19 protein-coding genes are annotated in these 23631 nt (G+C 69.4%); 10 read left to right on the top strand and 9 right to left on the bottom strand.

From position 1 onward, the window contains the following. The first annotated feature begins 11 nt into the window (after positions 1–11). Positions 12–1976, top strand: a complete 1965-nt coding sequence (locus AZL_RS10475) for a tetratricopeptide repeat protein (protein WP_012974596.1) — start codon at positions 12–14, stop codon at positions 1974–1976. A 21-nt stretch (positions 1977–1997) separates the two neighbouring features. Here the strand turns inward: AZL_RS10475 and xseA are convergent, their stop codons facing one another. Beyond that, the gene (xseA, locus tag AZL_RS10470) at positions 1998–3605 is read right to left on the bottom strand and encodes an exodeoxyribonuclease VII large subunit (protein WP_148219289.1); all 1608 of its coding nucleotides are present in this window, start codon (positions 3603–3605) and stop codon (positions 1998–2000) included. A 73-nt stretch (positions 3606–3678) separates the two neighbouring features. On the opposite strand from xseA, the gene purD reads away from it, so the two are divergent. Beyond that, positions 3679–4965 carry a phosphoribosylamine--glycine ligase gene (purD, locus tag AZL_RS10465; protein ID WP_012974594.1) on the top strand — a complete coding sequence of 429 codons (1287 nt, stop codon included), beginning with the start codon at positions 3679–3681 and terminating at the stop codon, positions 4963–4965. A gap of 402 nt (positions 4966–5367) precedes the next feature. After that, on the top strand, positions 5368–7053 hold the full coding sequence (locus tag AZL_RS10460) for a methyl-accepting chemotaxis protein (RefSeq protein WP_012974593.1): 1686 nt from the start codon (positions 5368–5370) through the stop codon (positions 7051–7053). Between the two features lie 75 nt (positions 7054–7128). Here the strand turns inward: AZL_RS10460 and AZL_RS10455 are convergent, their stop codons facing one another. Both AZL_RS10455 and AZL_RS10450 read right to left on the bottom strand, forming a co-directional pair. Continuing rightward, the gene (locus tag AZL_RS10455) at positions 7129–8634 is read right to left on the bottom strand and encodes a methyl-accepting chemotaxis protein (RefSeq protein ID WP_012974592.1); all 1506 of its coding nucleotides are present in this window, start codon (positions 8632–8634) and stop codon (positions 7129–7131) included. A 234-nt stretch (positions 8635–8868) separates the two neighbouring features. Next, complete coding sequence (locus AZL_RS10450; RefSeq protein ID WP_012974591.1) at positions 8869–9321, bottom strand: nucleoside deaminase; 453 nt, start codon at positions 9319–9321, stop codon at positions 8869–8871. 117 nt (positions 9322–9438) lie between these two features. Between AZL_RS10450 and AZL_RS10445 the strand changes: the two genes are divergently transcribed. The 3 genes from AZL_RS10445 to oxlT all read left to right on the top strand — a co-directional run bounded on the left by AZL_RS10445 (position 9439) and on the right by oxlT (position 13208). Then, entirely contained in the window at positions 9439–10644 is a 1206-nt protein-coding gene (locus AZL_RS10445; RefSeq protein ID WP_012974590.1) for a pseudouridine synthase, read from the top strand. Continuing rightward, positions 10625–11185: a 16S rRNA (guanine(966)-N(2))-methyltransferase RsmD gene (gene rsmD / locus AZL_RS10440; protein WP_012974589.1), complete on the top strand. Its 561-nt coding sequence runs from the start codon at positions 10625–10627 to the stop codon at positions 11183–11185. Before AZL_RS10445 ends, rsmD begins: the two co-directional genes overlap by 20 nt. A 676-nt stretch (positions 11186–11861) precedes the next feature. Continuing rightward, a complete protein-coding gene (gene oxlT, locus AZL_RS10435) occupies positions 11862–13208 on the top strand; it encodes an oxalate/formate MFS antiporter (protein ID WP_012974588.1) in 1347 nt (448 codons plus the stop codon). A 100-nt stretch (positions 13209–13308) separates the two neighbouring features. On the opposite strand, the gene AZL_RS10430 is transcribed toward oxlT, so the two are convergent. Further along, positions 13309–13533, bottom strand: coding sequence for a hypothetical protein (locus AZL_RS10430; RefSeq protein ID WP_042442966.1), 225 nt, complete (start codon positions 13531–13533; stop codon positions 13309–13311). Positions 13534–13757: 224 nt separating this feature from the next. Next, on the bottom strand, positions 13758–14195 hold the full coding sequence (locus AZL_RS10425; protein ID WP_042442965.1) for a winged helix-turn-helix transcriptional regulator: 438 nt from the start codon (positions 14193–14195) through the stop codon (positions 13758–13760). A 143-nt stretch (positions 14196–14338) separates the two neighbouring features. On the opposite strand from AZL_RS10425, the gene AZL_RS10420 reads away from it, so the two are divergent. After that, positions 14339–14950, top strand: a complete 612-nt coding sequence (locus AZL_RS10420) for an NAD(P)-dependent oxidoreductase (RefSeq protein WP_012974586.1) — start codon at positions 14339–14341, stop codon at positions 14948–14950. 55 nt (positions 14951–15005) lie between these two features. Here the strand turns inward: AZL_RS10420 and AZL_RS10415 are convergent, their stop codons facing one another. The 3 genes from AZL_RS10415 to AZL_RS10405 form a co-directional block, all read right to left on the bottom strand. Next, positions 15006–16298: an IS701-like element ISAzs6 family transposase gene (locus AZL_RS10415; protein ID WP_012973655.1), complete on the bottom strand. Its 1293-nt coding sequence runs from the start codon at positions 16296–16298 to the stop codon at positions 15006–15008. 1247 nt (positions 16299–17545) lie between these two features. After that, complete coding sequence (gene mutL / locus AZL_RS10410) at positions 17546–19477, bottom strand: DNA mismatch repair endonuclease MutL (protein WP_012974585.1); 1932 nt, start codon at positions 19475–19477, stop codon at positions 17546–17548. A 60-nt stretch (positions 19478–19537) separates the two neighbouring features. Next, the gene (locus tag AZL_RS10405; protein ID WP_042442962.1) at positions 19538–19903 is read right to left on the bottom strand and encodes a hypothetical protein; all 366 of its coding nucleotides are present in this window, start codon (positions 19901–19903) and stop codon (positions 19538–19540) included. Positions 19904–20121: 218 nt separating this feature from the next. On the opposite strand from AZL_RS10405, the gene AZL_RS10400 reads away from it, so the two are divergent. Continuing rightward, complete coding sequence (locus AZL_RS10400; protein ID WP_012974583.1) at positions 20122–21348, top strand: DUF3095 family protein; 1227 nt, start codon at positions 20122–20124, stop codon at positions 21346–21348. On the opposite strand, the gene AZL_RS10395 is transcribed toward AZL_RS10400, so the two are convergent. Further along, positions 21307–21744 (bottom strand): YccF domain-containing protein, encoded by a 438-nt coding sequence (locus AZL_RS10395; RefSeq protein WP_012974582.1) that lies wholly within the window; start codon positions 21742–21744, stop codon positions 21307–21309. The two genes, AZL_RS10400 and AZL_RS10395, sit on opposite strands and share 42 nt — an antisense overlap. 345 nt (positions 21745–22089) lie before the next feature. Here AZL_RS10395 and AZL_RS10390 point away from each other — a divergent pair, with 345 nt between their 5' ends. Then, positions 22090–22632, top strand: coding sequence for a hypothetical protein (locus AZL_RS10390; RefSeq protein ID WP_012974581.1), 543 nt, complete (start codon positions 22090–22092; stop codon positions 22630–22632). A gap of 262 nt (positions 22633–22894) precedes the next feature. Continuing rightward, positions 22895–23620 carry an alpha/beta fold hydrolase gene (locus tag AZL_RS10385; RefSeq protein WP_148219287.1) on the top strand — a complete coding sequence of 242 codons (726 nt, stop codon included), beginning with the start codon at positions 22895–22897 and terminating at the stop codon, positions 23618–23620. The last annotated feature ends 11 nt before the right edge of the window (positions 23621–23631 follow it).

Genomic DNA, 23631 nt, shown 5'->3' with positions numbered 1-23631 from the left:
CGGAGACGGTCGTGGCGACGGTTCAGGAAGCTCTGCTCATCGCCTTCGACCTTCACCAGGATGGGCGTCTCGACGAGGCGGACGGCATCTATCGCCGGATTCTGGACGCGGTTCCCGGTCATGCCATGGCGCTCCACCTGCGCGGCGTCCTGCTGGGGCAGAGCGGCAGGCTGGAGGAGGGCTGCGCGCTGATCCGGCAGGCGATCGCCGGGGATGGGACGCAGCCCGATTTCCACGTCAACCTCGCCAGCCTGCTGGAGGCGCTGGGCAGGCGCGGCGAGGCGCTGGACGCGATGGTCCGCGCCGTCGGCCTCGATCCCGACCGCGTCGTCCAGCTCAACGGCTTCGCGACGCGGTGCCTGGAGGCGGGTTGGCCCGGCGAGGCGGTTCGGGCGCTCCGGCTCGCCGTCGGGTTCCAGCCGCTCGCCATCGCGCTGCGCTGCAATCTGGCGGTGGCGTTGAGCGCCGACGGCCGCCTTGCGGAGGCCGAGGCCGAGCGTCGCATCGCCCTGTTGCTGAACCCCGGCGACGCCGAGTTGCCGCGGCTGCTGGGGGAATGGCTGTCGCGGCGGGAGGGGGCGGCGCGGGAGGAGGCGGGGCGGATGCTCCGTCGCGCCCTGCGTCTCGACCCGCTGCATCATGGCGTCTGGAATGGGGCCGGCAGACTGCACAATGAGGCCGGGCGGCTGGTGGAGGCCCGCCGGGCCTACGAGGCCGGCCTTGCCGTCGATCCGGCGGTGGCCGAGCTGTGGAACAACCGCTCGAATGTCCTGAAGGGGCTGGGCGAGCTGGACGCCGCGCTGACCAGCCAGCACCGGGCGGCGGCGCTGAAGCCGGACGAGGCCGGCATCCACAACAATCTGGCCGATACGCTGCTGCTCATGGACCGGTCGGACGATGCCCTGGGCCATGCGCGGGCGGCGCTGGCGCTCGATCCCGGTCTGGGGGATGCCCGGATGATCCGCGCCCTGGCTCTGCTGAGCCTGGGCCGCTTCGCGGAGGGGTGGGCGGCCTGGGAGGAGCGCTGGACGGTGCCGCCCTGGTCGCTCGCCGCCGGCCGCTTCCCGCAACCGCTGTGGACGGGCCAGCCGCTCGGCGGGGACCGGCTGCTCGTCTGGGGTGAGCAGGGGGTGGGTGACGAGATTCATTTCGCCGCTCTGCTGCCGCTGCTGGTCCGGGCGGGCGTGCGTTGTCTGTTGGAATGCGAACCGAGGCTGGTTCCGCTGTTCGCGCGCTCGCTGCCGGAGGTGGAGGTGGTCGCGCGGGACTGGCCCCCGGACCCGCGCCTGACACAGCCGGACATCGCGCCCCGGCGTGTCGACCCGGCCCTGGCGCCGGCGCCGGCGCCGATCGCGGCGCAAATACCGGCGGGGAGCCTGCCGCGCCTGCTGGCGGGCGCCGATGGCGTCCCGCGCTCCGCCGCCCCTTATCTTGTCCCCGATCCGGCCAGGGTCGCGGGGTTCCGCGCGGCGATCCCGCCCGGCGCCCTGGCCGTCGGCATCGCCTGGCACACGGGCAATCCCAAATACGGGCGCAGCCGCAACATCCCGTTGCGCGAGCTGGCGCATGCGCTCCACCGGCCCGGCGTCCGCCTCGTCGTCCTGCAATATGGCGACTGGGACCGGGAGATCGCCGCCCTGGCGGCGGAGGGCGTCGACATCGGCGTGCCGCCCGGCCTCGATCGCTGGAACGATCTCGACGGTCTGGCGGCGGCGGCGGCGGCCACCGATCTCGTCGTCACCATCGACAATGTCACCGTTCATCTGGCCGGGGCGCTGGGGCGTCCGACCTGCGCGCTGCTGCCCCACGCCGCCGAATGGCGCTGGCTGCGCGAGCGCCCGGATACCCCCTGGTATCCGACCGTCACCTTGTGCCGCCAACCGGCGCCGAAGGATTGGAGCGAGCCGCTGCGGTTGGCGCGGCAACGGCTCGACCGGCTGGCGGGCGGTCTGGTCGGCGGGCCGGTGGGCGGATAGAGCCGGCCGCGCCGGGGCCGGTCAGAACAGGCTGCCCTGCACCGGAATCGGCCGCGGCTTCCTCGGTTCCGCCTTCTTCTCGGGCTTGCTCTCCGGCTTCGGCGCCCCGCCGTCGATGGTTGCCGCGACCTTGGCGTCGTCGGCGAAGACGATGGTGACCGCCAGACCCGGCGTCGCCTGATCGGCGCCGGTCACCGGGCGGCCGTCGCGGTCCTCGATCAGGGCGAAGCCACGGGCCAGCACGCCCTTGTAGCTGTAGCTCTCCAGCAGTTGGCCGAGCGATGCCAGCGCCGCCGCCTTGTCGGCGACTCCCTTGGCATGGCTGCGGTCGAGGCGCGGCGCCAGATCGGCGACGCGGCGTTCGCCCTCGGCCAGCATCGCCCGCGCCGGGGTCGGCGACAGCCGGCCGGCGACACGCTCGAACCGGCCGCCGGCGGTGGTCACCGCATGGCGCAGCGCTGAGTCGAGGGCGCGGCTTTCCGACGCCAGCCTCTGACCGGCCTGGGCCAGCTTCTCGCGCGGGTGGCGCAGTTTGGCGGCCAGCTCGCCGACGCGGGTGCGCCGCCGCTCCAGCAGGGCCGAGGCGGCGAGATTCAACCGCTCCGCCCGGTCGTCGAGGCGCTGGGCATGACCCTCCAGCAGGGCGCGGGGATCGCCGAGGCCGCGCGCCAGCCCCTCCACCCGGTTGCGGCGGTCGGCCACCGCGCGCGACGCGCAGGCGATGAGGCGGCGCTCGTCATCCAGGATCTGGGCCAGCAATTCGCCGCGCACCGGCACCGCCATCTCGGCGGCGGCGGTCGGAGTGGGGGCGCGCAGGTCCGACGCGAAGTCGATCAGCGTGGTGTCGGTCTCGTGCCCGACGGCGGAGATCAGCGGGATGGCGCTGGCGGCGGCGGCGCGGACGACGCTCTCCTCGTTGAAGGCCATCAGGTCCTCCAGCGAGCCGCCGCCGCGCGCCACGATGATCAGGTCGGGGCGCGGCACCCGGCTTCCCTGCGGACCGCCCGGCTGGATGCGGTTGAAGCCCTCGATGGCCGCCGTCACCTCGGCCGCCGCCCGCTCGCCCTGCACCGCGACCGGCCACAGCAGGACATGGCGGGGGAAACGGTCGTTCAGCCGGTGCAGGATGTCGCGGATCACCGCCCCGGTGGGGGAGGTGACGACGCCGATCACGTCGGGCAGGAAGGGGATGGGCTTCTTGCGGGCGGGATCGAACAACCCTTCCGCCGTCAGCCGGCGCTTGCGCTCCTCCAGCATCTTCAGCAGGGCGCCTTCGCCGGCCAGCTCCATCGATTCGACGATCAGCTGGTATTGCGAGCGGCCTGGATAGGTCGTCATCCGCCCGGTGACGATGACCTCCAGCCCTTCCTCCGGCCGGATGGCCAGCTTCGCCATGGTGCCGCGCCAGCACACCGCCTCGATCACCGCGGTGTCGTCCTTCAGGCGCATGTAGCAGTGGCCGGAGCTGTGCTTCTTCGGCTGGCTGATCTCGCCGCGGACGCGGACGAAGCCGAATTCCTCCTCGATGCTGCGCTTCAGCCGGCGGGCGAGATCGCCGACGGTGAATTCCGGAAGATTGGAGCCGGGGCGCGGTTCCGGGGCGATCAGATGTGCGGTGTCGGACGTCATGGCGCTCTTGAGTTGGGGCGCCGCCATGATACAAGGCGCGCGGATCGCAACAAGGCGGAAGGAGCGCCATCCCATGAAAGTCCTCGTCGTCGGATCGGGCGGACGTGAGCATGCGCTCTGCTGGGCCATTTCCCGGTCGCCGCTGTGCGATGCGCTCTATTGCGCGCCCGGCAACGCCGGCATTGCCGACGTCGCCACCCTGGTCCCCATCGGGTCGGAGGATGTCGAGGCGCTGGTGCGCTTCGTCCAGGAAACCGCCATCGACTTCGTCGTGGTCGGTCCGGAAGGCGCGCTGGTGCTGGGGCTGGTCGACCGGCTGACGGCGCTGGGCGTCAAGGCCTTCGGGCCGAACGCGGCGGCGGCCGAGCTGGAGGGCTCCAAGGGCTTCATGAAGGACATCCTGGCGAAATACGGGGTGCCCACCGCCTTCTACGAGCGCTTCAAGGATCCGGACGCCGCCAAGGCCTATGTCCGCAAGCATGGCGCCCCCATCGTGGTGAAGACCGACGGGCTGGCCGCCGGCAAGGGCGTCACCGTCGCCCGCAGCGAGCGGGAGGCGTTCGAGGCCATCGACGACGCGCTGGTCGGCGGCCGTTTCGGCGCCGCCGGGGCCGAGGTGGTGGTCGAGGAGTTCCTGGACGGCGAGGAGGTCAGCTTCTTCGCGCTGTGCGACGGTGAGAACGCGCTGCCGCTGGCATCGGCCCAGGACCACAAGGCGGTGGGCGATGGCGACACCGGCCCCAACACCGGCGGCATGGGCGCCTATTCCCCGGCCCCGGTGCTGACGCCGGATCTGCAAGAGCGCGTGATGCGCGAGATCATCCTGCCGACGGTCAAGGGCATGGCGGCGGAAGGCAAGCCGTTCAAGGGCGTGCTGTTCGCCGGCCTGATGATCATGGCGACGCCGGACGGCCCGGTGCCGAAGACGCTGGAATTCAACGTCCGCTTCGGCGACCCGGAATGCCAGACGCTGATGATGCGGCTGAAGTCCGACGCGCTGGCGGCGCTGGTCGCGGCGGCCGATGGCGTGCTGGACGGCATCGACCTGCGCTGGCACGACCAGACCGCGCTGTGCGTGGTGATGGCGGCCAACGGCTATCCGGGGGATTACGCGAAAAACACCGAGATCCGCGGGCTGGACACGGCCGGCGCCGTCGACGGCGTGACCGTGTTCCATGCCGGGACCAAACGGGCCGAGGATGGCCGGGTGCTGTCGGTCGGCGGCCGGGTGCTGGGCGTCACCGCGCTGGCGCCGACGGTGGCCGAGGCTCAGGCGGCGGCCTACAAGGCGGTGGACGCGCTGGACTGGCCGGACGGCTTCTGCCGCCGCGATATCGGCTGGCGGGCGGTGGGGCGCTGAGCGACGGCTCGATAGGTCAGGACATTGTTCGAATGGCCGGCCCTGCGGGACCGGCCCTCATCTTGCGGGGGCCGCCGGCGAAAGCCGGCGGCCCTTTCTTTTTGCCCGCCATCCCGCGACCTTCATGAATGCTCCTTGTCGTGGGGGCGGTGATGGAATTGGAGTCGGCCAGCGTTATTGTTCCGAAAGGCCGTGTGAAAACAACCTTCCAAGATGCGCGTGATATCGTGGGGACACGGGGGGCGCCCCTGATTGAAGCGTTGAAATGACGATGTCATCATTCTTCAGGAATGATTGCGTGTTGTTTTTTTGAATGTGCGCATTCTTGGGAAATGGAGCGGCTTTCGGGGGACAGGCTATCCGCCGGCCGCCGGCTCCGGCGGCGCGACTGGGGAGGCATGCATGAAGCATTTCGACGATCTCGCCATCACATCGAAGGTCCTGCTGGTTCTGTTGCTGATGGGGCTGCTGGCGGTCGGGTTGACGATGAACGCCGTCACCTCGATGGGCGGGCTGGACACCCATTACCGCGGCATCGTCATGCACGAGGCGGAGGCGGTGAAATGGCTGTCGCGCACCAACTCCTCGCTCAACGCGCTGGGCCGCGTCACCTACCGGGCGATCACGGAGAATGATCCGGCGCAGATCGCCAAGATCGCCGAGGCGGTCGTGGAGGAGGAGCGCAACTATCTCGACCGTGTCGGGCGGACCGAGGCGGCGCTGCCGGCGCTGGCCCCCGAGCTGCAACGGGTCCGTCAGACGTTCCAGGCGATCCGCGAGGTTTTGCCGGAGATCATGCAGGCGGCGAAGGCCAATGACGACGCGCGCTCCACCGACCTGATGCGCCGGCGCTTCGAGCCGGCCTATGCCGATGTCCGCGAACAGGTGCGGGCGCTGATCGCCAAGGGGGACGAGGCGATGAGGGACGCCGTCAACCATGCGGCGGATCGCTATGCCTCGGCCTGGTGGTGGAGCGTGGTGGCCGGCGGCGCCGGGCTGCTGTTCTGCTTCGCGATCGCCCTGTTCCTGATGAGGACCGGGGTCTCGTCGCCGATGGCGCGGTTGTGCGACGCCATGCAGCGACTGGCGAAGGACGACACCGGCGTCGAGATCGTCGGGTATGGCCGGCGCGACGAGATCGGCCGAATGGCCCAGGCGTTGCAGATCTTGAAGGACGCCGCCATCGCCAAGCGGGGGCTGGAGGCGGAGAAGCTGGCCGAGGCGGAACACAGGGAGGGGCGGCGCCGGCTGATCGAGCGGCATGTCGCCGATTTCAAGCGCGGCGTGTCGGACCTGCTCGCCGATGTCGGTCGGGCGTCGACGGAGTTCGGCCGCACGGCCAAGGGCATGGTGGCGCTGGCGGAGCAGACCAGGGGCCAGGCATCGGCCTCGTCGTCGGCGGCCGAGCGGACCCTGGGCAATGTGCAGTCGGTGGCGGTCGCGACCGAGCAGATGGTGGCCTCCATCGGCGAGATCAGCCGGCAGGTCGCCTCGTCCAACCGGATCGCATCGACTGCGGCGCGGCAGGCGGAGGACACGACGGTTTCGGTGCGCAGCCTGGCCGAAGCGGCGGGGCGGATCGGCGACGTGGTCCGGCTGATCCAGGACATCGCCAGCCAGACCAATCTGCTGGCCTTGAACGCCACCATCGAGGCCGCCCGTGCCGGCGAGGCCGGCAAGGGCTTCGCCGTCGTCGCCGGCGAGGTGAAGACTCTCGCCAACCAGACCGCCAAGGCGACGGAGGAGATCGCCGGCCAGATCGCCGGCATCCAGGGGGCGACCCAGGGAACGGTCGGCGCCATCGACGAGATCGGCCGGACCATCGGCAGCATCAACGAGGGCGCCTCCATCATCGCCGCCGCCATCGAGGAACAGACCGCGACGACAGGCGAGATTTCGCGCAATGCCCAGCAGGCCGTCCAGGGGACGGAGGAGGTCGGCGATTCGGTGGCGCATGTGACGCGGGCGGCGTCGGAGACCGGCGCCGCCGCCACCCAGGTGCTGGGGGCGTCGGAGGCGCTGTCGCGTCAGGCCCAGACCCTGCGCGAGGAGATCGAAGGCTTCATCGCCAAAATCCAGGCGGCCTGAGACGCCGCACGCAATCCAGAGCGCACGGAGACGGTGGATCGTCTCCGTGCGTTTCAGTTTGCGCCAGGGGCGACGTCAGGCCCGCAGCCGTTCCGACGCGGTCGTGATGTTCCGCGACACCATCTCGATGTCACGGACCACGCGGGCGACGCTGTGGGCGATCTCCTTGGTCGCCGATTCCTGCTGCGACACTGCGGCGGCGATGGTGGTGGAGATCTGCTGGACGTTGGTCACGATGGCGCCGATCCGGCGGATGGCGTCGACCGCGTGCAGGGCCTCCTGCTGCACCGAGGCGATCTGGGCCGCGATGTCGTCGGCGGCGCTGCCGCTCTGCTGGGCCAGCGACTTCACCTCGTTCGCCACCACGGCGAAGCCGCGGCCCGCCTCGCCGGCGCGGGCGGCCTCGATGGTCGCGTTCAGGGCCAGCAGGTTGGTCTGGCTGGCGATGGAGTTGATCAGCTTGGTGATGGCGCCGATGCGTTCGGCCGAGCTGACCAGGGCCTCCACCGCGGCGTTGGTGCGGCTCGCCTCCTCCGACGCCTTCAGCGAGGCGCCGGACGCCTCGTTGGCGCGGGTGCTGATGTCGGAGATCGAGGCCGACAGCTCCTCCGTCGCGGCGGCGACGGTCTGGGCGTTGGCGGTGGCGCGGTCGGCGGCGGTGCCGACTTCGCTGTCCAGGGTCTGGGCGAGGGTGACGACGGTCCGGCGGCGCTCGCCGTCCATCTCCACCTGCCGCAGTTCGGCGACTTTCTGCCCGTCGATGTCGATCAGCGATCCGCAGGCGCGCATCGCCAGCCCGGTATTGTCGCGGGCGACGCCGCCGATGGCGCGGAACCAGCGGTAACCGCCGTCCTTCATCTTCAGCCGGTAATCGACATCATAGCCGGTGCGGCCACTGCGGTCGTTCAGGCAGGCCATGAAGGCGTCGAAGGTGCGCTGGGCATCGTCCCGGTGCAGCCGGTCGGCCCAGGAGCCCACCACATCCGGGAAGCCGGTCTTGTCGTCACGGTCGAAGCCGAGCAGACGGCGGAATTCCGGCGACCAGTGCCAGCGGCTTTGCGCATGCATCGGATCGCCGTTGTGGAACACGGCGTCCCACAACCCGACGCCGGCATGACGGTCGAGCAGCTTGGCGCGCTCCAACTCCCGGCGCTCGGCATCGATGTCGATCAGCGATCCGCAGGCGCGCAGGGCAAGGCCGCTGTTGTCGCGGGCGACGCCGCCGATGGCGCGGAACCAGCGGTAACCGCCATCCTTCACCTTCAGCCGGTAATTCACGTCATAGCCGGTGCGGCCGCTGCGGTCGTTGAGGCAGGCCATGAAGGCGTCGAAGGTCGGCTTGGCGTCGTCCGGGTGCAGCCGGTCGGCCCAGGAACCCACAACATCCGGGAAGCCGGTCTTGTCGTCGCGGTCGAAGCCGAGCAGACGGCGGAATTCCGGCGACCAGTGCCAACGGCTTTGCGCATGCATCGGATCGCCGTTGTGGAACATCGCATCCCACAGCCCGACGCCCGCATGGCGCCCCAGCAGAGCCAGCTCTTCGACGGCCTGATTGTCCTGCGGCTTGCGGAACGAGAACATTCATAACTCCTGACGGCTTGCAATTGTCAGCGTATCATACAATCAGTTGATATAAACAAATGATTAACGGGGTATGATGAGGTTGCACCCGATATACGCATGGTTACTTGCGTGAACGCATTTTCTCGGAAGTGAGCGATGAGCTTGATCTTCGCCAGGAAATTGATGGCGGAGATATTTCATTCCGGTATCGAGATAATATTATTGCTCAATTGACGACACATTATTATTTCCTCAGCGGCGCTTTCGGAAGAAGTCCCGCAGCAGCAAGCTGGCGCGTGTTTCACCGATGCCGCTGTAGACTTCGGGCGCATGGTGGCAGGTGGCCTGCGTGAAGAAGCGCGGGCCGTGATCAACGGCGCCGCCCTTGGGGTCATAGGCGCCGTAATAGACCCGCCGGATCCGGGCGAAGCTGATCGCGGCGGCGCAGAGCGCGCAGGGTTCCAGCGTCACATACAGGTCGCAACCGGGCAGGCGGGGCTGGCGGCGCTCCGCGCAGGCGGCGCGGATCGCCAGCAACTCGGCATGGGCCGAGGGGTCGCACAGCTCCTCGGTGCGGTTGCCGGCGCTGGCGAGCACGGTGCCGGTCGCCGCATCGACGATGACGGCGCCGACCGGCACCTCGCCGCGCGCCGCGGCGGCCTCGGCGGCGGCGAAGGCGAGGTCCATAGGGCGGGGGGATGGCATGGCCGGGCAGGGTGCCAACCGCCGACGTGGCCCGTCAACCCAATTCCGCCGCCGGATTCGGTCCCGTTCCGCCGGACTGCTGTTGCGGGCGGCGCGTCCAGGCCCTATGGTCCGGCCATGGACCGCTCCGATATCGTCAAGAAATCCGATTCCGCCGCCTCCGCTGCTGCTGGTGGCGGCGAACGCATCGCCAAGCGACTGGCGCGCGCCGGGCTCTGCTCGCGCCGCGACGCCGAACGCTGGATCGCCGAGGGCCGCGTCGCGGTCAACAGCCGCGTGCTCGGCAGCCCCGCCTGCGTGGTCCGCCCCGGCGACATCGTCCAGGTCGACGGCAAGGTGATTCCGGAGCCGGAGCCGGCCCGCCTGTGGCGCTATCACAAGCCGTCCGGGCTGGTCACCACCGCCCGCGACGAGAAGGGGCGCGAGACCGTCTTCGACCGTCTGCCGGATGATCTGCCGCGCGTGGTCTCCATCGGCCGCCTCGACCTGACGACCGAAGGGTTGCTGCTGCTGACCAATGACGGCGAGCTGGCCCGCTTCCTGGAGCTGCCGGCCACCGGCTGGACCCGCCGCTACCGCGTGCGCGTGTTCGGCGAGGTCGACGAGAAGCAACTGGCGGCGCTGGAGAAGGGCCCGACCATCGAGGGCGTGAAGTACGGCCCGATCGAGGCGGTGCTCGACCGCATCCAGGGCCGCAACGCCTGGCTGACGGTCAGCCTGAAGGAAGGCAAGAACCGCGAGATCCGCAAGGTGATGGAGTCGCTGGGGCTCCAGGTGAACCGGTTGATCCGCGTCGCCTATGGCCCCTTCCAGCTCGGCAAGCTGGAGGAGGGCGCCGTCGAGGAGGTGCCGAAGCGCGTCGTCCGCGAACAGATCGCCCCCTTCTTCGGCACGCCCGAAGGGGCGGAGCCGGCCGAGTCCGGCACCAAGCAGCGCGCCAAGGCGCGGGCCGAGGCGGCGGTGAAGACGGCTCCGGCGAAGGCGCCGGGGGCCAAGGCGTCCACCGGCCCCCGTTCGGCCGGCAAGACGGAGGCCGCCGAGGCGAAGGCCGGGCCGAAGCGCGTGCCGCGTTCCGCCACCAAGCGGCACGAGGCCGAGGCCGCCCGTACCGAGGAGGCCAAGCCGGCCCGGCGTGGCGGGGCGTCCGGCCGTGCCACCCTGACGCTGGGCGGCGCGTCGGCCAAGCCGGTCCGTTCCGGCAAGCCGGCTGGTCCGAAGGGCGATGGCCCGGCATCGCGGGGCGGTTCCAAGCCGGCCGGTTCCAAGCCGGACGGCGGGGCCGGCGGACGGACGGAGCGCCCGCGTGCGGATCGTCGGCGGTAAGCACCGCGGCCGCGCTCTGGTGGCGCCGGACGGGCGCGACACCCGTCCTACCACCGACCGCACCCGGCAAGCCATCTTCAACATCCTGGCCCATGCCGACTGGGCGCCCGAATTCGAGGGCGTTGCCGTCGTCGACGCCTTTTGCGGCACCGGCGCGCTGGGGCTGGAGGCCCTGTCGCGCGGGGCATCCTGGTGCGGCTTCCTCGACATGGGGCGGCCGGCGCTGGACGCGGTGCGCGCCAATGTCGAGGCGCTGCGCGAGACGACGAACGCCCAGATCCTGCGCGCCGACGCGACCAGGCCGCCGCCGGCACCGCGTGCCTGCCAACTGGCCTTCCTCGACCCGCCCTATGGCCAGGGGCTGGCGCCGCGCGCGCTGGAGGGTCTGCTGCGCGCCGGCTGGCTGGCCGACGGTGCGCTCGCGGTGGTCGAGGTCGCCGACCGCGACCCGCTGCCCCTGCCGGATGGCGTCTCGGCGCTCGACGAGCGCCGCTATGGCGACACCCGCGTCGCCTTCCTGACGGTCCGCCACCCGGCCTGACCGGATCGGCGGACCGGGTGGCAGACCGGTTCCACCCCACCCCCTTGGGGCGCCGGTCCGTCCTTTCAATCACCCGAGTTTCATTTTTTTCCGGGGCCGTCCGCTGGCCGATGGGGACGCAACCCTTGCGTTCCAAGGCCGCGGCCTGTGTTTTTCCATCATGCGGAAAGACCAAACTGATTGTTGAGTTCCAAAACAATCCGAGCAAAAGATTGTGTGTCGCCGATGCGGTTCCTCTATGGAAACGGCGGCATCCACCTATCTCCTAAGACTGCACACCCTCGTTCGAGGGGGCCGTGCAGGTACCGGCACGGCTTCTTTTTACAGAATGCGCGAGCGTTTGGGTGAACCGATGAAGGAACCGGAACGGACCGGTCATCGGACATGGTGTAAGCGCCAAGTTTTATTTGGCTTGTCTGTATGCCTACGGCGTCGATCCGTCCGTCGGTGTCTTTTTGTCCCCGATTTTGGCATACCAGATTTCATATCTGGCATTCCAAAATCGGGACAATCGAACTCCGAGCGATTGTCGGCATCCGCGCCGAGTTCCGGAAAGGAACCGTCGGGAAGATCGGTCCGTCCGGGTCATTCCGCAATCGTGATTGGCGAGCCGGCTTCCGGGAGAGGGGCCGCGCCGCCGGCTCAGGCAAGTAGAACGGGAGGCACGATGGCTCATATGAATTCACAACCGGCGGCGGAATCGGCCGCGCCGGTGTCCGATGCGGTCCGCTGGACGCAGATCGTCGTCGGCATCGTCTGCATGGTGGCGGCGGCCAACATCCAATATGCCTGGACGCTGTTCGTCCCGGAAATCCAGGCGACCCATGGCTGGACGCGCGCGTCGATCCAGACCGCCTTCACCATCTTCGTCGTCGTGCAGACCTGGCTGACGCCGATCGAGGGTTATTTCATCGACAAATACGGTCCCCGCGTGATCGTCGCCGCCGGCGGCTTCTTCACCGGCCTGTCCTGGATCATCGACAGCTATGCCGGCTCGCTCGGCATGCTGTATGTCGGTTCGGCCGTCGGCGGCATCGGCGTCGGCTGCGTCTATGCCACCTGCGTCAACAACGCGCTGAAATGGTTCCCGGAGAAGCGTGGTCTGGCGGTCGGCCTGACGGCGGGCGGCTATGGCGCCGGCTCGGCCCTGACCATCCTGCCGATCTCTGCGATGATCCATGGCAGCGGCTATCAGGCGGCCTTCTTCTGGTTCGGCCTGGTTCAGGGCGCCATCATCATCTGCGCCGCGCTGTTCCTGCGCATGCCGCAGAAGGAGCAGGTCAAGGCCTCGACCAAGGTCGCGCAGACCCGCCGCGACTACACGCTGGGCGAGGCGATCCGCACCCCGGTGTTCTGGGTGATGTGGGCGATGTTCATCGGCACTGTCACCGGCGGCCTGATGGCGGTGGCCCAGCTCGGCGTCATCGCCCATGACCTGGGCGTGAAGGAGGCCCCGGTCAGCGTCTTCGGCCTGACCATGGCGGCCCTGCCCTTCGCCCTGATGCTGGACCGCGTGATGAACGGCATCTCGCGCCCGCTGTTCGGCTTCATCTCCGACCATATCGGCCGCGAGGCGACCATGTTCGTCGCCTTCACGCTGGAAGGGCTGGGTATCATCATGCTCAGCAAGTTCGGCCACGACCCGATGATGTTCCTGATCCTCAGCGGCATGGTCTTCCTGGCCTGGGGCGAAGTGTACAGCCTGTTCAGCGCCACCTCGGCCGACACCTTCGGCACCAAGCATGCCGGCAAGATCTACGGCGTCCTCTATTGCGCCAAGGGTGTCGCCGCCCTGCTGGTCCCGCTGGGCAACCTGCTGATGGAGGCCACCGGCACCTGGGCGACCGTGCTGTATGTCACCGCCACCATGGACCTGACCGCCGCCGCCTGCGCTCTCCTGGTGCTGAAGCCGATGCTGGCCCGCCACCATGCCCGCAACGAGGAGCTGGCGCGGCGTTCCGAACAGGGCGAGGCGGCGCGGAGCGTTCCGGTCGGGGTCGCCGCCGGCACCGCCAGCGGGTGACGGCCAACGGGTAACGTGTGGAGCTTCGGCCGGGGGGCTTTCGCAAGGCCGGCTGACGGATGCGGGCCGGGGATGCGCGAAGCGCCCCGGTCCGCTTCGGTCATTCGATCCAGAAGGGGCGGTCCTTCGCCTTGCCCTTGGATGTGCCGTCCGTCCGGGCCGCCTGCTGGAAGCGGTCGGAGGAGAACAGGATGCCCGGCTCCTCCTCCGCCTCGTCCTTCTCCGGCTCGATCACGGTGAAGCCGCCGCGGCCGCTGGCCAGATAGACGGCATGGCCGATCATGCCGGTCAGGGCGAGGAACAGAAGGGCCTGGGTCTCGATCATCTCAAGGGGCGTCCTTATCGGGAGGGGAGGGCTTCGACAGGATCAACAGCGCGGGACGGCGAACGGCACCTCCCGTGGGCGGCGGATCCCCACGGTGAAGAGTCGGTCATGCTGTGCCGCAACATAAGCAGGACGGCATGCTACCGCAAAAATTTTCGTATGCCAGATGCCCGATACCTGACCTGCGACTTTGCCGCAGGTGCGGCGGCCGGTCGGGCCCCGGCTCAGGCGACGTCGAGCCGGGCCGGGCCGTCGGCCTCGTCGCGGTCATAGGCGGCCCGCGCCTCCAGAACCCGCGTGATGTGGGTTTCGGCCCACACCCGCAGCGGTACCAGCGTTTCGGCCAGCGTGGCGCCCAGCGGGGTGATGGCGTATTCGACGGTGACCGGCACGGTGGCGAACACCTTGCGGCTGACCAGCCCGTCGCGCTCCAGGCTTTTCAGGGTCTGCGACAGCATTTTCTGCGAGATGCCCTCGATCTCCCGGCGCAACTGGTTGAAGCGCATCGGCCCGCTTTCCAGCAATCCCAGGATCAGCACCGTCCATTTGTCGGCGATGCGGTCCAGCGCCTGACGGGTCGGGCAGGCGGACACATAGGCGTCGGGGAGATGCTCCATCTCCGAGAGGCGTTTCCCGCCCAGCCCCAGCAGGGTCCTGTCCATCCGCATCCACTCCCAGGTTCTAGTCGGATCAATCCCGGCGGTTACGCGCGGGTGACCATGTCACGCGAAGGTGCCTTCTTTACACCAGATTTCCAAAAAGGCATCAAGTCACCATTGGAAACCCAGTGGGAGAGGACCCCGCCATGAACGTCGCCATCATCGGCGCCGCCGGCCGCGCCGGCAGCCGCATCCAGGCCGAACTGCTCCGCCGCGGCCACAGCGTCACCGCCATCGTCCGCAACCCGGCCAAGGTCGCCGCCGCTCCGGGGCTGACGGTGAAGACCGGCGACGCCAACAACGCCGAGACGCTGGCGCCGCTGCTGGCCGGTCATGACGCGGTGGTCAGCGCCGTGATGTTCCTGGACAGCGACGCCGACAGCCTGATCAGTGCGGCGAAGGCGGCGGGCGTGCCGCGCTATCTGGTGGTCGGCGGCGCCGGCAGCCTGGAGGTGGCGCCGGGCGTGCGTCTGATCGACCTGCCGGAATTCCCCGAGATCTACAAGGCGGAAGCCACCAAGGGCGCCGAGTTCCTCGACCGTCTGAAGGCCGAGCCGGCGCTGAACTGGACCTTCCTGTCGCCGTCCGCCGAGTTCGTGCTGGGCGAGCGCACCGGCATCTTCCGGCTGGGCGCCGATGGGCTGCTGGCGGACGCGAATGGCCGCAGCTGGATCAGCTACGAGGATTTCGCCGTGGCGCTGGTCGACGAGATCGAGACTCCGGCGCATGAGCGCAAGCGCTTCACGGTGGGGTACTGAGGCGGGGCGGGCGGCGTTCGGAAAGAGCGCCGCCGGCTATTACTACAGCCGGTCCTTATCGGTTTGGGTGCGTCGTTTCCAATGGGAGCGCCGTGCTCGCTGTTGGTGGCGTCTTCGCCAGATGGACCAATCGATAATGGCGGTGGGTGGCGCGGGGGGCCGGCCGATCAAGGCGACCAGGAGGGCGCGGATCTCGGGCACGGTCAAGGGCAGAAGATCGGCGGACAGGTCGAGTTGATCCTCTCCCCCCGATGGCCGCCGTGCGCACGACGGTGAGAAAGGCCAGGGCCAGCATGGCCAAGGTGACGTGGCGGTGCCAGCCGGTCCACGAGCGCACCTCGTACTGGTCGAGCCCGACCTCGCCCTTCGCCGCCTCGAAGCAGGACTCGATGGTCCAGCGCGACCCGGCGACCCGGACCAATGTGGCGACCGGCGTGCCTTCCGGGGCGAAGGTCAGATAGTAGGTGAGTTTGTCCGGCTCGGCGATGGAGCGGCGCACCAGCAGACCGCGGCACCAGCCCTCGCGCAGGGAAGCGTAGGTTTTGTGCGCCCAGTCGTAGAGGCGTGGCCCCTTGGCTCCGTCGCCAGCACTCAACCGCTGCCAGTCGGTGGCGGTGAAGCCGGTCGTCCGCTCCTTGACCGTATCGAAGCCCATGGGCGCGCGCTGTTTGCTGGTGATCGCCAGCACGTAGCCCAGCGGTTGGCGCTCCAGCCATAGCCGCAGCGCGTAGTCCCCGCCGTAGACGGAGTCGGCGGTCACCCAGCGGCAGGGCAGGCCGGCTGCCACGGCGCGCTCCAGCATCGCCCGCCCCAGTTTCGGCTTGGTGGCGAAGCCGACGGCGTTGGGGACGCCGGCCATCCGTCGGCGTTCGTCGTTGCCAGCCCAGTCCTCGGGCAGATAGAGAGCGCGGTCGACCAGCACCCGGCCGCGTCGGCTGGCGTAGCCGAGGAAGACGCCGATCTGGCAGTTTTCGATACGTCCGGCGGTGCCGGAATACTGCCGCTTCACCCCGACCGAGCGGGTGCCCTTCTTGACGAAGCCGGTTTCATCGAGGACCAGCACGGCCTCATCGTCGCTCAACCGTTCGATGACATAGGCCTGGAGGTCGTCGCGGACGGCGTCGGCATCCCAACGGGTCCGGGCCAGGAAATCCTGCATCGCCGCCGGCGAGCAATCCCCGGCGGCTTCGGCCAACTGCCAGCCATTCTTGCGATCCAGCGGCGCCAAAAGACCTCTCACGTAACGCAGAGCCCGTTGGCGACCGGCCGCGCTGTAGAAGGACCTCAATCCGCCGACCAGCCCTTCCAGGGCATCGGACCATTCCGCCGCTTCCGTCATCTCGGTCATGCTCGGACCCTCCAGTCGGTTCCAAGCTCAACAGGCCGCCCGGCCGCATATTCCGTCTTTCGCGACCGGCTGTAGTACTAGACCGGATAGCGGAGTTCCTTCCACCCGTTCGGCCATCATTTGCGGCCTCCGAAAAGGGCATCGATGCCCGGTGGGCGCTCGTCAGGAATGACGTTTGGCACCACGGTGGTCGGCTGACCGGTGATCGGGCCACTGTCGCGGGGCGGCGGTCCGGGATCCGGCCGCCCCCATCTCGCGGCCCTTTCCCGCTCCTCGGCATAACGGCTGATCGCCTCCTGGGCCGGGGTGGGCGCGGCTTGGCGGGAGGGAGGCATCGTTGTGCGATCCCGCCGACCGCCATAATCGAGGCTGAAGCCATCCGGCAGCTGTATGTGCGGCGTTGGGTCGGATGGCGGATCGATCGGAGGCATGGCGGCGGCTGGCGCGGTTCCGCATCGTACATCGACCATGCCATTCCTTGCTGATGATGAGCGCCTGTCCGCCACGCAAGGCGAAGGCGGTGCGGGAGGGTTCGGCTTCACTCCTGGCACTGGCACTGCTGGAACCGGGCTCGCATCGTCGGAAGCCGGTTGGGTCGCCGCCAGTGGCTCCGCCGTTGCGGGAGTGGCCGAGGGCTCCGCTTGCGCCGCTGTGGAGGGCGAAGGCCGAGGGAGCATATCGGACTCGGATGGTCGCTCAGCGGCGGGAGAGGGGGGAATGGCTGGTTCGGCAATGGAGTCGGGAAGGGAGGGAAATACCACCTCCACCACCGGTGGCAGGGCGGAGTTCGGCTCCGGACCATCCGCGACGGATACGAAGCGCAGCCGCTCGATCAACGCCACATGCAACAGCAAGGACGCAATCAGCGCCAGGCTGTGCACCGATCTGTCGTTGATCAGGGCTCCTTCGTTCGGTCGCGGCGTTGTCATCATAGGGTTTGGGCAGACCACCGGGTCGCCCACGACGCCGGCCGATTGGAGCCGAGCCTTGACGGCGGCGGCATCCGGTCAATCGACGGTGCGGAGGATGGTGAACAGCTCGTCAACGGCGCCCCGCTAATGCCCAGGCTGGGCTTTTTTCAACGCTCCCGCAGAGTTTAGCGTAAAAATAATCTGATTGGTTGAAGGTTACGGCGCTCCCGGCTTGGTGGCAAGGCTTGCCATTTATTAAAACTGCCGCGCGGTGGCCGCTGTCAGAGGCGGAGCGACAGCAGGGGCGCCAGTTTGGCGAGCACCTGCTGGAGCAACTTACCTCCGCCCAAACAACCGCTCGATATCCGCCAGCTTCAGCTCCACGTACGTCGGCCGTCCGTGGTTGCATTGGCCGCTGTGCGGGGTCGCCTCCATCTGGCGCAGCAGGGCGTTCATCTCGTCCACGCTCAATGTGCGGCCGGCGCGGACGCTGCCATGACAGGCCATCGTCGCGCAGACCTCTTCCAGCCGCTCCTTCAGCGACAGGGCGTCGCCCAGTTCGGACAGCTCCTCGGCAAGGTCGCGGATCAGGTTCTTCACGTCGGATTGGCCGAGCAGGGCCGGAACCTCGCGCACCATGACGCAGCCATGGCCGAAGCCCTCGATCACCAGACCAAGCTCGGCCAGTTCGGCGCCACGGGCCAGCAGGCGGTTGGCCGACGGCTCGTCCAGCTCGATCAGTTCGGGGATCAGCAGGGCCTGACGCTTCACCCCGCCCTCCAGCAGGGCGGTCTTCATCCGCTCATAGACCAGCCGTTCATGGGCGGCGTGCTGGTCGACGATGACGATGCCCTCGCGGGTCTGCGCCACGATGTAGGTGGTGTGGAGCTGCGCCCGCGCCGCCCCCAGCGGGTGGCTGTCGGGCGGCGGCTCCGGCGTCGGCGCGGCGGGATCGGGGGCGCGGTATTCCGGCGGGCGGGCCGCCGGGGCGAAGCCGTTGCCGAAGCCGCCGAGGCGGCCCTGCAACGGCGGCAATCCCTGCGCCGGCGCCTGGAAGGCGGCGGAGCGCTCGGCCAGACCGCGCGGCAGGGCGGCCGGCGCGTAGGACCCGCCCCAACCGCTTCCCGATCCACCGCCGGACCGGCCATAGGGCAGGGGCGACGGGGTGAAGCCGCCGCTTTCGCCGCCGCTTTCGCCAACGCTCCCGCCGCCCGGCTCGGGCCGCAGGGCGCCCAGCGTGGCGAGGCCGACGGTGGTGGAGGCGCGGTGCCCGGCCTCGGCCAGCGCATGTTTCAGCGAGCCGACGATCAGGCCGCGCACCAGACCCTGGTCGCGGAAGCGCACCTCGGCCTTGGCCGGATGGACGTTGACGTCGACCTCCTGCGGGTCGATGTCGAGGAACAGGGCCAGCATCGGGTGGCGGTCGCGCGGCAGGAAATCGGCATAGGCGGCGCGCACCGCCCCCACCATCAGCTTGTCGCGCACCGGGCGGCCGTTGACGAACAGATGCTGGTGCTTGGCGGTCGGGCGGTGCAGGGTCGGCAGGCCGATCCAGCCGGCCAGCGTCACCCCCTCGCGCGCCGCCGTCACCGGAACGGCGTTCTCCTGGAAATCGCGGCCCATCAGGGCGCCCAGCCGGGTCAGCCGGGCGTCCAGCAGCTCGCCCTGCGCGGCACTCAGCCGCAAGCCGCCGCGCCCGCCGTCGGACAGGGTGAAGGCGACGGCGGGATGGGCCATCGCCAGCCGTTCCAGGCAATCGGCGATGTGGTCGTATTCGGTGCGCGACGCCTTCAGGAATTTCAGCCGGGCCGGCACGGCGGCGAACAGGTCGCGCACCTCGATCCGCGTGCCCTGGGCCAGCGCCGCCGGCTGCGGCGATCCCTTGGCGCCGGCGTCGACCGTCAGGCTCCAGGCGCTGTCGGCGCCGCGGGCGCGGCTGGTGATGGTCAGGCAGCTCACCGCGCCGATGGAGGGCAGCGCCTCCCCCCGGAATCCCAGCGAGCGGATGTCGAGCAGGTCGTCGCCCGGCAGCTTGGAGGTGGCGTGGCGTTCGACCGCCAGAACCAATTCGTCGGCGGTCATGCCGCAACCGTCGTCGGTGACGGCGATCAGCGATTTGCCGCCGTCGCGCGCCACCACGTCGATGCGGGTGGCGCCGGCGTCGATGGCGTTCTCCACCAGCTCCTTCACGGCGGCGGCGGGACGTTCGACCACCTCGCCGGCGGCGATGCGGTTGACCAGGGTTTCGGGCAGGAGACGGATCGGCATGCCCATAGATATAGTGTCAGCCGGCGCCAAGCACCACCATCTTCGGGCCGCTTCGGCTGTTTACAGGCCGCGCAGCGCCTTCATGTAGTCGATCAGCTTGCGCTCGTAGAAGGGCTGCGGCGGCTGGTAGCGGGCGACGAGGCCGGCCTCCTCGGTCAGCTTCACCACCACGCCCAGACAGGCGACGTCCACCGGGTCGCCGCCGATGTCGAATTGCAGGCGGAAATCGAATTTCTGCTTGGCGATCAGGTCGCCCTCATAGGGGCGGATGCGGAAGGAGCCGAGCACGAACTCCTCCGGCACATAGTCGTGATGGTCGATCACGATCTTGGGCGGGGTGGACGGGCGTTCCCGCCGCGCCTCCGGTGCCGCCTTGGCGGCGGCCTGGTCCTTGTTGCCTCCGGAAAATTTCGACAGCCAAGACATGAAACGCGATGTCTCCTCGGGACGGAGGCCTGAAACAGAGCCGCCATAGTCCCGCGCATATCCTTTAGTAATGGTTAATGACGCAAGCTTCTGTTGCGGCGCAGTAATTTCCATGCCCACGCTTGCGGGGGAAGACTCCGAATGGTGATCTGTCCAGGTCGCTGCCATGTTAGCATTTGCTCATCACCCATCGGCTGGCCGTCGGGGAAAGGTTTGTCATGGCGCTTTTGCCCATCATCCGTGATTTCGCCGCGGAGGCGTCCGATCCCCGCTTCTATGCGGCGCTCGACGGCGGCTGGTCGCTGGCGGTGGCCGACGTGACCGGCAGCACGCGGCTGGCTGGGGAAGGCCGCCACCGTGACGTCAATTTCGTCGCCGCCGGGGTGGTCGCCGTGCTGTCCGATGCGCTGCGGGTCGGCGGGGAGCCGGTGGCCTGCCAGTTCGGCGGCGACGGCGCCATCGCCGCGGTGCCGCCGGGGCGGGAGGAGGGGGCGAGGGCGGCGCTCTCGGCCCTCGCCCACTGGTCGGCGGAGGTGATGGAGGTGCCGCTGCGCGTCGGGCTGGTGCCGGTGCGGGCCCTGCTCGACCAGGGGCTGGAGGTGATGGCCGCCCTGCATGATGTCGGCAACGGCAACAGCTTCGGGCTTTTCCTGGGGGCCGGCGTGGTGGCCGCCGACGCCTGGGTGAAGGAGGAGGCGCGCTGGCGTCTGCCGCCGCTGCCGGGGCCGTTGCCGGGGCTTGAGTCGGTGTCCTGCCGCTGGAACCCGGTGCCGCCGCGCCGCGGCACCGTGCTGTGCGTGATTGTCGACGCCGTCGATCCGGGGGCGGCGGGGCTGCTTGAGCTGGCCCGTGTCCAGCGCGCCATCGAGGCCATCGTCCCCACCGCCGGCGCCGCTCCGCTGGGCGACGGCGACCGGCTGGACGTGCGCTGGCCGCCGTCCTGGCGCTCGCTGCTGATGGAGGCGCGCGGCGGGCGGGACGGCGCCGGCTGGCCGACCCGCATCCGGCGGGTGGGGCGGGCGCTGGCGGGATCGGGGCTGCTGGCGCTGCTGCTGACGCTGGGCGCCCGGCTGGGCGGCTTCGACCCGCGGCGCTACCGCCGACACATGGCCGAGCGCACCGATTTCCGCAAATCGGCCGGCGGGCCGCGGCTGGTGCTGGATGTGACGGAGCAGGAGGCCGACGCGATCGAGGCTCAGCTGGCGCGGACGGCGGAGGCCGGCACCATCCGCTATGGCACGGCGCGGGCCGACGCCACCACGGTGACCTGTCTGGTCGGCGACGTGACCGCCGACCGCCATGTCCATTTCGTCGATGGCGCCGGGCTGGGCTTCTGGCGCGCCTCGGTCATGCTGAAGGCGATGAAGGCGCGCCAGGCTGTCGGGCCGATGACAGGTCAGCCATCAGTAGCGGCGGACCATGCGCCGGTCGAAATCGTCCGATGAGACGATCTCGGTCCCGACCGGCCAGAGCGCCAGCAGGGCGAGCTTCAGATGCGCCCAGGCGAAGGGCAGGCCGATGATGGTGACGGCCAGACCCACCGCCGAGAGCAGATGGCCGAGCGCCAGCCACCAGCCGGCCAGCACGAACCATATGATATTGCCGATGAAGCCCAGGAAGCCGGTGCCCATGTCCTCACGTCCGCGGAACTCATCCCGGCGCACGGCGGTTTGTCCAAAGGGCAGCAGGGTGTAGCGGGCGATGGTCAGGGCGGAGCGGGCCCAGGGCAGGCCGATGATGGACAAGGCCATCAGGACCGCCGCCAGCAGCCAGCCGAGCGCCATCCAGATGCCGCCGGTGAACAGCCACAACACATTGAGGAGAAGACTGAGCAGAGGCATGACGCGGAACCCTCCCTTTCGACGCAGATGTGGGGATGCCCGCGCCGCCTGGCTAGAGGTCGGCCGGACCGATGATGGCCGATTGGCCATTACCGATCGGCCAGCGCGGATCGGGCGCTCGAAGCGCCGGCGACGGCATCCGGAGCACCCCGTCCGGCGTCGAGAGAGAGGGGCGCGAAAGAGGGGTGCGAAAGAGAAGGAGGTCATGCCCATCCACGGCTTGAACCGGATCCGCCCGAGTCACAAATCCGGGACAGGCATCATGACGACGACTCCGGACGGGCCCGTCGCCGGCAGCATCGCCGGCAGGCCGCCCGTTTCCGGATCACACGGATCGGAGGCGGCATGAACGAGGCTTTGAACACCGGCGCCGACGCGCCGAACGGGCCGGGCGGGGGCGAATCGCTGTCCCCGGTGGTCGCCGCCATCCTCGGTACCGCCGTCGCGGCGGCGGCCAAGCGGGGCGGCAGCGGCGACGTGGTGCGCGGCCTGATCGCCGGCCTGCGCATCCTGCGCGCCACCGTCGAGGAGGAGGCCGGCTATAGCATGGCCGCCGCGGTCGACAATGCCATCCGCACCCGTCTGCTGGCCGACAACCTGTCCCGCCTGCGGGTGAGCGGCGAGACGCCGTCGGCCGTGCCGCTGCCGGATCCCGGACCGGGCGCCAGCGCCGCCGCCGCCATTTTCGAGAGCGCCGCGGAATCCTGCCTGACCGTCAACGCCCATGCCGAGGACAACGGGCCGCTGGAAAGCGCCGTCTTCGCCTTCACCGCGCAGTTGCTGCAACAGTTGGGTGGAGCGCCCGAGTGGCGCAGCCTGTCCGGCGAACTGCGGCGCCCGCTGGCGGTGGCGCCGGATGGCGAGGGCTTGGAGGTGACGCTGCATTGATCGGGACGCCCTGACCAAGCGGCCTGGCCCGGCGGTGGCGCGCGGCCCTTCGCTTCGCCTGCCTGGCAAGTCGCGGAATTTTCTTTGCTTTTGTCGTGTTTCGACGGGGTCTGAAACCTTTTGCGGACGGGGCCGCCTTTCGGATCGTTTTGTGGGCTCTGCCCGATTTATCGAACGGGACGATGCCGTCCCTGCTTCGTTAGGGTTGGCATCGGCGATGGGACGGTCCCATCGCGGATCGCCAGACCGGGGGCTTTCGACCGTGTTCTTCCACTCCCAGCCTTCGACCGTCCGTGCCGGGCGGGCAGATACCGCCGGCTTTCCGGTCATCGGCGTCGCCACGGACGGGTTGGGAGGCTGGGCCGGAGAGCGGACGGGTGGCCGGGTCTCCGATCGGGCCGGCGACCGGGCCGGCGATCCATCGGGCCGGCGGGTGATCTTTCTCCATCCCGGCAAGGGGGCGTGGTGGCGTCTTCTGAACCATGTGCCGGCGGGCCAGGAATGGTTGACCGTCCCGGCGGCCGAAGGGGCGGCTGCCCTTTCGCCGCTTCTGGTGGAGCGTGGCGGGCGCCGGCCGGTTCTGGTGGCGGGGGCGGTCGGCGCGCCGCTCGCCATCGCCACGGTGCTGGATTTTCCGGAGCGGGTCGGCGGCGTGATGATCATCGATGACGTCGGCGCCGAATCAACCCTGCGGCGGCACTGGAACGCGCTGGCCATCCGTTTCGGCTGGCGGCTGCCCGCGATGCTGTCCGGTGATCTCGGACGTCTCGCCTTCGACCTGCCGGCGGTGCGACTGCCGGTGACCCTGATGCAGGGCAGCGATCCGGCGGGCATGTTCGCACGGCTTGAAAGCGGCCTGACCGGCTGCCGTACCCTGACCGTCGTCGCGGTTCCCGACGCCGCCGCCATCCGTCCGCGCACCCATGCGGCGGAATTGCGCGGCGCGCTCCTGGCACTGATCTCCGCCGTGGAGCGGGCGCAACGGTAAGGGGGAAAGGG

It is taken from the genome of Azospirillum sp. B510, from assembly GCF_000010725.1.
Lineage (GTDB): Bacteria > Pseudomonadota > Alphaproteobacteria > Azospirillales > Azospirillaceae > Azospirillum > Azospirillum lipoferum_B.
The sequence above is the reverse complement of the archived record's forward strand: the minus strand, read 5'-3'. Positions and strand labels throughout refer to the sequence as shown.